The organism is Pseudomonas sp. 44 R 15, from assembly GCF_900004965.1.
Classification (GTDB): domain Bacteria; phylum Pseudomonadota; class Gammaproteobacteria; order Pseudomonadales; family Pseudomonadaceae; genus Aquipseudomonas; species Aquipseudomonas orientalis_A.
The window spans coordinates 41,676-52,809 of sequence record NZ_CVTU01000084.1; the positions used below are offsets into that span (position 1 = coordinate 41,676).

The 11,134-nt window shown below is 60.3% G+C and carries 8 protein-coding genes; 7 read left to right on the forward strand and 1 reads right to left on the reverse strand.

Annotated features, from left to right (window positions below):
* Nucleotides 1–207 precede the first annotated feature (207 nt).
* The 6 genes from BFP93_RS10555 (at nucleotide 208) to BFP93_RS10580 (ending at nucleotide 8,312) form a co-directional block, all read left to right on the forward strand.
* A complete protein-coding gene (locus BFP93_RS10555) occupies nucleotides 208–1,194 on the forward strand; it encodes a phosphate ABC transporter substrate-binding protein PstS (protein ID WP_065883793.1) in 987 nt (328 codons plus the stop codon).
* Nucleotides 1,195–1,678: 484 nt separating this feature from the next.
* Nucleotides 1,679–3,712, forward strand: a complete 2,034-nt coding sequence (locus tag BFP93_RS10560) for an ABC transporter permease subunit (RefSeq protein WP_176717563.1) — start codon at nucleotides 1,679–1,681, stop codon at nucleotides 3,710–3,712.
* Nucleotides 3,713–3,727: 15 nt separating this feature from the next.
* Nucleotides 3,728–5,398 carry a phosphate ABC transporter permease PstA gene (gene pstA, locus BFP93_RS10565; protein WP_065893027.1) on the forward strand — a complete coding sequence of 557 codons (1,671 nt, stop codon included), beginning with the start codon at nucleotides 3,728–3,730 and terminating at the stop codon, nucleotides 5,396–5,398.
* Nucleotides 5,399–5,578: 180 nt separating this feature from the next.
* Entirely contained in the window at nucleotides 5,579–6,412 is an 834-nt protein-coding gene (pstB, locus tag BFP93_RS10570) for a phosphate ABC transporter ATP-binding protein PstB (protein ID WP_065883786.1), read from the forward strand.
* A gap of 70 nt (nucleotides 6,413–6,482) precedes the next feature.
* Nucleotides 6,483–7,244 carry a phosphate signaling complex protein PhoU gene (gene phoU / locus BFP93_RS10575; protein WP_057726096.1) on the forward strand — a complete coding sequence of 254 codons (762 nt, stop codon included), beginning with the start codon at nucleotides 6,483–6,485 and terminating at the stop codon, nucleotides 7,242–7,244.
* Between the two features lie 165 nt (nucleotides 7,245–7,409).
* Nucleotides 7,410–8,312 (forward strand): response regulator, encoded by a 903-nt coding sequence (locus BFP93_RS10580; protein ID WP_065893028.1) that lies wholly within the window; start codon nucleotides 7,410–7,412, stop codon nucleotides 8,310–8,312.
* Between the two features lie 58 nt (nucleotides 8,313–8,370).
* Here the strand turns inward: BFP93_RS10580 and BFP93_RS10585 are convergent, their stop codons facing one another.
* Nucleotides 8,371–9,711, reverse strand: a complete 1,341-nt coding sequence (locus BFP93_RS10585; RefSeq protein WP_065893029.1) for a hemolysin family protein — start codon at nucleotides 9,709–9,711, stop codon at nucleotides 8,371–8,373.
* Nucleotides 9,712–9,946: 235 nt separating this feature from the next.
* On the opposite strand from BFP93_RS10585, the gene BFP93_RS10595 reads away from it, so the two are divergent.
* Nucleotides 9,947–11,094, forward strand: a protein-coding gene (locus BFP93_RS10595; protein WP_122582746.1) for an IS3 family transposase whose coding sequence is annotated in 2 segments (ribosomal slippage) — nucleotides 9,947–10,202 and nucleotides 10,202–11,094 — 1,149 coding nt in all. Because the reading frame shifts where the segments join, the coding sequence is not laid out codon by codon here.
* The last annotated feature ends 40 nt before the right edge of the window (nucleotides 11,095–11,134 follow it).

Consider the following 11,134-nt stretch of genomic DNA (forward strand, 5'->3'; position numbering starts at 1 on the left):
TGATCGTTGATCGTTCCCACGCTCCCGCGTGGGAATGCCGCCTGGGACGCTCTGCGTCCCCCCGCTGCCGCAATACGCGAGCGTCGTGCAAATCCTCCCCCCAATAGTGGCCTTTCATCTAACTGTCACATTGCAGACATAGAGTGTTCACACGGCCTCTCGATACTTGGCCCCGATCCAACTATCCCTATCTGCTAGGAGCAAGGCATGAAACTGAAACGTTTGATGGCGGCAATGACATTTGTCGCTGCTGGCGTCGCGACCGCCAACGCGGTGGCTGCTGGCGTTGACCCGGCGATCCCGGCTTACGTCAAGACCACTGGTGTGTCGGGCAACCTGTCCAGCGTCGGTTCCGATACCCTGGCAAACCTGATGACCTTGTGGGCCGAGGGTTATAAAAAGGAATACCCGAACGTCAACATCCAGATTCAAGCGGCCGGCTCTGCCACCGCGCCACCTGCGCTGACTGAAGGCACCTCCAACCTGGGCCCGATGAGCCGCAAGATGAAGGACACCGAACTGGCGGCCTTCGAGCAGAAGTACGGCTACAAGCCAACCGCTATCCCGGTAGCCGTGGATGCCCTGGCGGTATTCGTGCACAAGGACAACCCGATCCAGCACCTGACCATGGAACAGGTCGACGCGATCTTCTCCTCGACGCGCTTGTGCGGCGCTAAAGCCGACGTGAAAACCTGGGGCGACCTGGGCGTGACTGGCGACCTGGCCAACAAGCCGGTTCAACTGTTCGGCCGTAACTCGGTATCCGGCACCTACGGCTACTTCAAGGAAGAAGCCCTGTGCAAAGGCGACTACAAGCCTAACGTGAACGAACAGCCTGGCTCGGCCTCGGTCGTGCAGTCCATCAGCTCCTCGCTGAACGGCATCGGTTACTCGGGCATCGGCTACAAGACCGCCAGCGTGAAGACCGTGGCCCTGGCCAAGAAAGGCAGCACTGAGTTCATCGAGGACAGCGAAGAAAACGCCCTGAACGGCAAATACCCGCTGTCGCGTTTCCTCTACGTTTACGTCAACAAAGCCCCGAACAAGCCTCTGGCACCGCTGGAAGCCGAGTTCGTGAAACTGGTGCTGTCCAAACAGGGCCAGGAAGTTGTCGTGAAAGACGGTTACATCCCGCTGCCAGCCAAAGTTGCCGCCAAGGCCCTGGCTGACCTGGGTCTGAAAGAAGGCAACTAAGTAGCTGGGCTGGGTAAAACCAGCCTTTCTGTAGGAGCGAGCTTGCTCGCGAAAAACGATAGGGCACCGTGGTTATTCAGAAACGACGCGTTATCGTTGACGATCTTCGCGAGTAAGCTCGCTCCTACAGAAACTCCTAATTTCAAGTCCGCTGCCAGCTATGCTTCGCGGCGGATTTCCTGCGTCACTGCATTGTCATCTTTCTGTCATACAGGATCGCTAGGGTGTGCGCATGAATGATCTGGCCAATTCCACCATGACGACAACTTCTCCCCCCAAGCGAATTGATTTCAATACGCCTGAGCTGCAACGCAAGCGCCGCATTCGCGCGCTCAAAGACCGTTTGACTCGTTGGTATGTGCTGGTCGGCGGCCTCGCCGTTCTCGGCGCAATCACCCTGATTTTCTTCTTCCTCGCCTATGTGGTCGCGCCGTTGTTCCAGGGTGCTTCGCTGACCAAGGAAGAAGCGCTCACACCGGCCTGGATCCAGGACGCCGGCAAGCCGCTGATGATTTCTCTGGAAGAACAGAACCAGGTCGCCATGCGGGTTTCCGACAAGGGCCAGGCACTGTTCTTCGATGTCACTACCGGTGCCGAACTCAAGCGTGTCGACCTGGCGCTGCCGGCAGGCGCGAGCGTAGCGTCGATTGGTGAAGACCAGCCGGGCAGCCCGCTGGTGATCCTCGGCTTGTCCAATGGCCAGTCCCTGGTGTTCCGTCACACCTATAAGGTGTCATACCCGGACGGCAAGAAAACCATCACGCCTGCGATTGAGTACCCCTACGGTGAAACGCCTATCGTGCTCGACGATACCGGCCGCCCGTTGGAGCACGTCGCCCTCAATGCCACGGATTCGTCGCTGGTGGTTGCAGGCTCGGCCGGTTCGCACTTGAACGTGCTGACCCTGAGCCGCGAAGAAAACATGATGACCGGCGAAGTCACCAGCGAGCAGAAACGTGTCGAACTGCCGCAAATGACCGAGCCGGTGAAGGCGATCTTCATCGACCCGCGCCAGCAATGGTTGTATGTGATCAACGGTCGCGCCCTGGCCGATGTGTTCAGCCTGCGCGACAAGAGTCTCAACGGTCGCTACAAGCTGCTGGAAGACGGCAATGCCGAAGTCACCGCCAGCACCCAGCTGGTGGGCGGCATCTCGCTGATCATCGGTAACTCCAAGGGCGGATTGGCCCAGTGGTTCATGGCCCGCGATCCGGACGGCGAGCAACGCCTCAAGCAGATCCGTACCTTCCAGATGGGCACTGCGCCCATCGTGGAAATTACCGCCGAAGAGCGTCGCAAAGGCTTCACCGCCCTCGACGCTTCCGGCCAGTTCGGCGTGTTCCATAGCACCGCGCACCGTACCTTGCTGGTCGATCCAGTGGTTGACGGCCAAGGCGTGTTCGGCCTGTCGCCACGGGCCAACCGCGTCATCGTCGAAGCCGGTGGCAAGCTGCAACCGTTGCTGCTCGACAACCCGCACCCGGAAGTGTCGTGGAGCGCGCTGTGGAGCAAGGTCTGGTACGAGAACTACGACGAGCCCAAGTACGTCTGGCAATCGACCGCCGCCAACACCGACTTCGAACCCAAGATGAGCCTGGCGCCGCTGACTTTCGGTACGTTGAAAGCCGCGTTCTACGCGATGCTGCTCGCCGCACCGCTGGCTGTAGCCGCCGCGATCTACACCGCTTACTTCATGGCCCCGAGCCTGCGCCGCAAGGTCAAGCCGGTGATCGAATTGATGGAAGCGATGCCCACGGTGATCCTCGGCTTCTTCGCCGGCCTGTTCCTGGCGCCTTATGTGGAAGGGCATCTGCCGGGGATTTTCAGCCTGCTGATGCTGTTGCCGATTGGCATCCTGGTGGCCGGCTTTGTGTTCAGCCGTTTGCCTGAGTCGATCCGCCTGCGGGTGCCGGATGGCTGGGAAAGCGCGATCCTGATCCCGGTGATCCTGTTCGTGGGCTGGCTGTCGCTGTACATGAGCCCGTACCTGGAGACCTGGTTCTTCGGCGGCGACATGCGCATGTGGATTTCCCATGACCTGGGCATCACCTACGACCAGCGCAACGCCCTGGTGGTCGGCCTGGCCATGGGTTTTGCGGTCATCCCGAACATCTACTCCATCGCCGAAGACGCCGTGTTCAGTGTGCCGCGCGGCCTGACCCTGGGCTCCCTGGCCCTCGGTGCCACGCCCTGGCAGACCATGACCCGCGTAGTGATCCTGACTGCCAGCCCGGGCATCTTCTCCGCGCTGATGATCGGCATGGGCCGCGCCGTGGGCGAGACCATGATCGTGCTGATGGCCACCGGTAACACGCCGGTGATGGAGATGAACCTGTTCGAAGGCCTGCGCACCCTGGCGGCCAACGTCGCAGTGGAAATGCCCGAGTCGGAAGTGGGCGGCAGTCACTACCGCGTGCTGTTCCTCTCGGCGCTGGTGCTGCTGCTGTTCACGTTCATCATGAATACCCTCGCCGAGCTGATCCGTCAGCGTCTGCGCAAGAAATACTCGTCGCTTTAAGAAAGGTAGAAGTCTGTGAAACAGAACTCCCTGAATGGATGGTTCAAGAGCGGCGCCCCCGGCGTCTGGATCAGCGGTGGCGCAGTGTCCATCGCGGTCATCATGACCATTGGTTTGCTGGCGGTGATTGCGGTGCGCGGTCTGGGCCATTTCTGGCCGGCCGACCTGATCCAGGCCAATTACAGCGTACCGGGCCAGGCCAACCATATCGTCATCGGCGAAGTGGTGCAGAAGGAAGAAGTGCCGCGCGAGCGCCTGAAAAGCGCCGGCCTGCCGGTGCCCGACGAGGGCCCGGAGTTCATGACCCGCGAGCTGATCAAGGTCGGCAACCGCGACTTGAACGGCAATGACTTCACCTGGATCGTCGGCGAATGGTTGAAGGACCAGACCAGGCCGGTGCAGTTGATGACCATCGAGCGGCGTGAATGGGGCAACTTCTACGGCACCCTGGTCAACGTCAAGCAGGATGGCAAGATCATCGCCGAAGGCGAGGCCGCGTGGCCGGAGTTGCAAGCCCGTGTGGAGCGCGTCAACAAGCTCGCCGCCCAGCTCAAGAGCCTGGAAAAAACCGATATCGGCGCGATCAACGCCGGGCTGGAGCGCGTTCGCCTGCACGGTCGCAAGCTGGAGCTGGAAGGCAAGCTTGACGCCGCCGCCCAGGCTGACATGGACGCCGACCGCGCCGAACTGAATGCCCGCTACCAGGACATCGAAGCGCGCCTGGCCGACCTGCACGCCCAATTCAACCGCGACGCGCTGACGGCCCGGGACGGCAACGGCAAGGAAATCGAAATAGGTATCGGCAAGGTGGTGCACGCCTACCAGCCGAACGCCATGGGCACCCTGACCAAGATCGGCTTCTACTTCAGCAAGGTCTGGGAGTTCTTGAGCGACGACCCACGGGAAGCCAACACCGAAGGCGGGATCTTCCCGGCTATCTTCGGCACCGTGATGATGACCCTGATCATGGCGATGATCGTCACGCCGTTCGGCGTGCTGGCGGCGGTGTACTTGCGTGAGTACGCCAAGCAGAACACCCTGACGCGGATCATCCGCATCGCGGTCAACAACCTGGCGGGCGTGCCGGCCATCGTCTACGGCGTGTTTGGCCTGGGCTTTTTCGTGTACGTACTGGGTGGCTCGGTGGACCGGCTGTTCTTCGCCGAAGCCCTGCCGGCGCCGACCTTCGGCACGCCGGGGCTGCTCTGGGCCTCGCTGACCCTGGCATTGCTGGCGGTGCCGGTGGTGATCGTGGCCACCGAAGAAGGCCTGGCGCGGATTCCTCGCACCGTGCGCGAAGGGTCCCTGGCGCTCGGCGCGACCAAGGCGGAAACGCTGTGGAAGATCGTGCTGCCGATGGCCAGCCCGGCGATGATGACCGGCATGATCCTCGCCGTGGCCCGTGCCGCCGGTGAAGTGGCGCCGTTGATGCTGGTCGGCGTGGTGAAGCTGGCCCCGTCGCTGCCGCTGGACGGCAACTACCCGTACCTTCACCTAGACCAGAAGATCATGCACCTGGGCTTCCATATCTATGACGTCGGCTTCCAGAGCCCCAACGTCGAAGCGGCGCGACCGCTGGTCTACGCCACCGCCCTGCTGCTGGTGATGGTAATCGCCACGCTCAACCTGTCGGCGGTGTGGATTCGTAACCACCTGCGCGAGAAATACAAAGCGCTGGACAGCTGACACGATCCAATGTGGGAGGGGGCTTGCCCCCGATAGCGGTGTATCAGAAACACATGTGCAAGCTGACACACCGCCATCGGGGGCAAGCCCCCTCCCACACTGGACCGCGCCATACACAGAATTTGAGTAAGCCGCCCCCGGCGGTTCAATGAAATGAATTGGTAGCACAGGGAGCATCCCATGCAACACGAAACCCATTCCCACGGCATCAACATGTCGGCCCTGGGACGCGACAAGCAAAGCCTGAGCCTGGCCCAGGAAACCGTGGCCATCGAAGTGCCGGGCCTGAGTCTCTACTACGGCGACAAGCAGGCGCTGTTCGACGTCAGCATGAACATCCCCAAGCAGCGCGTGACCGCCTTCATCGGCCCGTCCGGCTGCGGCAAGTCCACGTTGCTGCGCACGTTCAACCGCATGAACGACCTGGTGGACGGTTGCCGCGTGGAAGGTGCCATCAACCTCTACGGCACCAACATCTACCGCAAGGGCGAAGACGTGGCCGAGTTGCGTCGCCGCGTGGGCATGGTGTTCCAGAAGCCCAACCCGTTCCCCAAGACCATCTATGAAAACGTGGTCTACGGCCTGCGCATCCAGGGCATCAACAAAAAACGCATCCTCGACGAAGCGGTCGAGTGGGCGCTCAAGGGCGCAGCGCTGTGGGACGAGGTCAAGGATCGCCTGCACGAGTCGGCCCTTGGTTTGTCCGGTGGTCAGCAACAGCGTCTGGTCATCGCCCGTACCATCGCCGTGGAGCCTGAAGTGCTGCTGCTCGACGAACCGTGCTCGGCCCTCGACCCGATCTCCACGCTCAAGGTCGAAGAGCTGATCTACGAACTCAAGTCCAAGTTCACCATCGTCATCGTGACCCACAACATGCAGCAGGCCGCGCGGGTGTCCGATTACACCGCATTCATGTACATGGGCAAGCTGGTGGAGTTCGGCGATACCGATACCCTGTTCACCAATCCGGCGAAAAAGCAGACCGAAGACTACATCACCGGTCGCTACGGCTAGGAAGCCGTGGTTCTGATTGCACTGACGCTGCGGTTCTCCGCACCTTACCGGACGCTCCAAGGACGCCAACATGATTAGCAAAGAAGGCCTTACCCACCACATCTCCGCGCAGTTCAACGCCGAGCTCGAGGAAGTGCGCAGCCACCTCCTGGCGATGGGCGGCCTGGTGGAGAAGCAAGTCAACGATGCGGTCACCGCGCTGATCGAGGCCGATTCGGGCCTGGCCCAGCAGGTGCGTGAGATCGATGACCAGATCAATCAGATGGAACGCAACATCGATGAGGAATGCCTGCGCATCCTGGCCCGCCGCCAGCCCGCGGCTTCCGACCTGCGTTTGATCATCAGCATCTCCAAGTCGGTGATCGACCTCGAGCGTATCGGCGACGAAGCCACCAAAATCGCCCGCCGCGCCATCCAGCTGTGCGAAGAAGGCGAAGCGCCGCGTGGGTACGTGGAAGTGCGCCACATCGGCGACCAGGTGCGCAACATGGTGCGCGATGCCCTCGACGCGTTTGCGCGGTTCGATGCGGACCTGGCGCTGTCGGTGGCCCAGTACGACAAAGTCATCGATCGCGAATACAAGACCGCCTTGCGTGAGCTGGCCACCTACATGATGGAAGACCCGCGCTCTATCTCGCGCGTCTTGAGCATCATCTGGGTGCTGCGCTCGCTGGAGCGCATCGGCGACCACGCGCGCAATATCTCGGAATTGGTGATTTACCTGGTACGCGGCACCGACGTTCGGCACATGGGCCTCAAGCGCATGAAAGCCGAAGTTGAAGGCAGCGCTGATCTTATCCCTAATGTTCCGGGCGAATCTGACGATAAGTAAGGTTGCCCGAGAAATTAACGCCCGGCCATTGGTCGGGCGTTTTCGTTTGTGGCGAGCGGAATTGATTGCGGACGGGGCGTAATAAGTCCTAACGTGACTGCAGAGTTTTGGCAAAATGCCATCATGGGCGTGCTGCCAGCCAAGGTTTTATAGGATGAAGGGTCGATGAGTAAAGTCAGTGTGTTGGTGGTGGATGACGCCTCGTTTATTCGCGACCTGGTGAAGAAGTGCCTGCGCAACTACTTCCCGGGGATCAAGATCGAAGATGCGGTGAACGGCAAGAAGGCGCAATCCATTCTGATGCGCGAGACCTTCGACCTGGTGCTGTGCGACTGGGAAATGCCGGAGATGTCCGGGCTTGAGCTGTTGACCTGGTGCCGCGAGCAAGCCCACCTGAAGGCCATGCCGTTCGTGATGGTGACCAGCCGGGGTGACAAGGAAAACGTGGTGCAGGCCATCCAGGCCGGCGTGTCCGGTTACGTCAGCAAGCCATTCACCAACGAACAGTTGCTGAACAAGGTCAAGCAGGCCCTGCACAAGATCGGCCGCCTCGACGCGTTGATCGCCAGCGCGCCGACCAAGATGAGCTCGGCGTTCGGCAACGACTCCCTGAGCGCACTGACCGGTGGCAAGCCCGAAGCGGTCAAGTCGGCGCCGGTGGCGGCTGCCCCGAATAAAGGCCTGCTCAACAGCGCGCCTGTTGCCGCTGTCCCGGCCGCATCGCCCGCCAGCGGCCGTGGCCAGGGCCAGTTGCGCCTGTCCAGCGGCACCCAGCAATGCGTGATCAAGGCGCTGAGCATCAAGGAGGCGTTGTTGGTGGTGCGTCGCGGTGAGGTCCTGCCCCAGGTCCTGGAAAGCGCCGTGCTCGACCTCGAACAGGGCGAGAACGCTGAAGTGGCACGCCTCAATGGCTACCTGCACGCCATCGTTGCCTACGAGCCCAGGCCCGACAGCGACTGGCTGCAACTGACCTTCCGGTTTATCGACCAGGATGCGCAGAAGCTGGACTACATCTCCCGCCTGATCGCCCGTGGCACCGCGCAGAAGCACTTTGTGCCGGGTGCGTGATCTACAGAGCACCGCCTGACCAATGTGGGAGGGGGCTTGCCCCCTCCCACATTGGTAGTCAATCCAGCATCAGCACCTTGGCCAGCACGATCTTCGGCCCTTTCATCTTCTTGATGATGATCCGCAAGCCTTCAACCTCCAGCACTTCTTCCTCTTCCGGCACCCGTTTCAAGGTGTCGTAGATCAGGCCCGCCAGGGTTTCGGCCTCGATGTGGTCCAGGTCGATGCCGAGCAGGCGTTCGACCTTGAACAGCGGCGTGTCGCCACGCACCAGCAGCTTGCCCGGCTGGTAGGCGAGGATGCCGCGTTCGGCCTTGCGGTGTTCATCCTGGATATCGCCGACCAGCACTTCCAGCACGTCTTCCATGGTCAGGTAGCCAATGATCTTGCCATCGGCTTCTTCCACCAGGGCGAAGTGCGCGCCGCCTTTGCGGAACTGCTCCAGCAACTGCGACAACGGCATGTGCCGCGACACGCGCTCCAGCGGGCGGGTCAGTTCGGCCAGGTTGAACGACTCGGGGATATGGTCCAGGGCCGCCAGCTCCAGCAGCAGGTCCTTGATATGCAACAGGCCCACGAACTCGTTGCGCACGGCGTCATACACCGGGTAACGGCTGAATTTGTGGCGACGGAACAGCGCCAGGATTTCCTTGAGTGGGGCGTTGAAATCCAGGGTGACCAGGTCTTCCCGGGAGTTGGCCCAGTCCACCACTTCCAGTTCGCCCATTTCCACGGCGGAGGCGAGTACGCGCATGCCTTGGTCGCTCGGGTCCTGACCACGGCTGGAGTGCAGGATCAGCTTGAGCTCTTCGCGGCTGTAATGGTGTTCGTGATGCGGGCCGGGCTCGCCTTGGCCGGCGATGCGCAGGATTGCGTTGGCGCTGGCGTTGAGCAGGTAGATCGCCGGGTACATCGCCCAGTAGAACAGGTACAGCGGCACGGCGGTCCACAGCGACAGCAATTCGGGTTTGCGGATGGCCCAGGATTTGGGGGCCAGCTCGCCGACCACAATGTGCAGGTAGGAAATCACGAAGAAGGCGGCAAAGAACGACACGCCCTTGATCACCTCCGGCGACTCGACGCCTACCGCGCCCAGCAACGGCTCGAGGATGTGCGCAAACGCCGGTTCACCGACCCAGCCCAGGCCCAGGGAGGCGAGGGTGATACCCAGCTGGCAGGCCGACAGGTAGGCGTCGAGCTGGCTGTGCACGGTGCGCAGGATCTGCCCGCGCCAGCCGTTGGTGTGGGCGATGGCCTCGACCCGGGTCGAGCGCAGTTTGACCATGGCAAATTCCGCGGCAACGAAGAAGCCGTTGAGCAGTACCAGGACCAGTGCAAAAAGAATCATGCCGAAATCGGCGAAAAGTGTCGCGAGGGTGATGCCAGGGGAAGGGTCCATGATGGGGTTTTGCAGGTTCCGTATGTTCAATAGGGGGAAAGCGGGCCTGAAAGGCAGGCGCAAGTCGGCCAATGTAGCGGCTGACGGGGCGCTTGCCTAGTGGCTGCTGCCGGGCGGGGCCTGGAATACGCCCTCCAAGACACTGCAGGTCCAAATGTGGGAGGGGGCTTGCTGAGCTGGTCTAATAGTCCCGGACACCTCAATAGGTGAAACTACACCTATTGAGGAGTATTCCATGACCAAGAAGTACAGAAAATTCGACGCCGCTTTCAAGCTAAGAGTCTGCAAGATGATTGTTGACCAAGGCCTGAGCGTGAACTCCGTTTGTACCGATTTAGACTTGAGTGACACTGCCGTGCGCCGCTGGGTCCAGCAGTACCAAGCCGAGCAGTTAGGTGGTACAGGGATTGGTAAACCGTTAACCAGCGAGCAACAGCGTATTCGTCAGCTTGAGCAGCAGATCCGCGAGCTGAAGACTGACAACGATATATTAAAAAAAGCTACGGCCTTCTTTGCCCGCGAATTGAAGTGATCCACCAATTGGTTCACCAAATGCAATGCAAGGCCTACCCGGTAATACGTATCTGCCGGGTTTTGCGGATCAGCCGTTCGGGGTTCTATGAAGCTCGTCAGCGGTCTTTTAAGCCAAAAGCTGTCTGTCCGGTTGCAGCTCAGGTCAAAGCTACGTTCATGACCAATGAGCACTGTTATGGCAGTCGTCGGGTGATGAAAGCACTGCGTAGCGATGGCGTATCCATTGGGCGGCACAAGGTCCGTCGGCTGATGAAACAACAGGATTTACGCCCGATCTGGAAGCGCAAGTTCGTTCATACCACCAACAGTAATCATAATTTCCCGGTAGCTGAGAACCTGCTCAACCGCCAGTTTAACCCCGAGCAGATCAACCAATCATGGGTTGCTGACATCACTTATATTCGCACTCGAAGCGGCTGGCTGTACTTGGCGGCTGTCATGGATTTGTATTCACGCAAGATCGTAGGCTGGTCCATGGCTCCGCATATGCGCGCAGAGTTGGTGTGCAGTGCTATGCAACTAGCCATCACACAGAGGCAGCCTAAACCGGGTCTGATCGCGCACTCAGATCGGGGCAGCCAGTATGCAGGCGCTACTTACCAAGCCATGCTGACACGACATGGCTTGCGCTGCAGCATGAGCCGCAAGGGCAACTGCTGGGACAACGCAGTCATGGAACGTTTCTTCTTGAACCTGAAGATGGAGCGTGTTTGGAGGAAGGACTATGCCAATCATGATGAAGCAATCAGGGACGTCACGGATTACATTGTGCGGTTCTACAATGAACGACGAATGCATTCATCGTTAGACTATTTGCCGCCCAATCAGTACGAGCGGCAAACAGCCTGAAAACACCGATTGAGGTGTCCGGAAAAAGTTGACCACCTCA

Coding starts and splice junctions, on each gene's coding strand:
- BFP93_RS10555 (WP_065883793.1), top strand. CDS start 208: ATGAAACTGAAACGTTTGATGGCGGCAATGACATTTGTCGCTGCTGGC.
- pstB (WP_065883786.1), top strand. CDS start 5,579: ATGCAACACGAAACCCATTCCCACGGCATCAACATGTCGGCCCTGGGA.
- phoU (WP_057726096.1), top strand. CDS start 6,483: ATGATTAGCAAAGAAGGCCTTACCCACCACATCTCCGCGCAGTTCAAC.
- BFP93_RS10580 (WP_065893028.1), top strand. CDS start 7,410: ATGAGTAAAGTCAGTGTGTTGGTGGTGGATGACGCCTCGTTTATTCGC.
- BFP93_RS10585 (WP_065893029.1), bottom strand. CDS start 9,711: ATGGACCCTTCCCCTGGCATCACCCTCGCGACACTTTTCGCCGATTTC.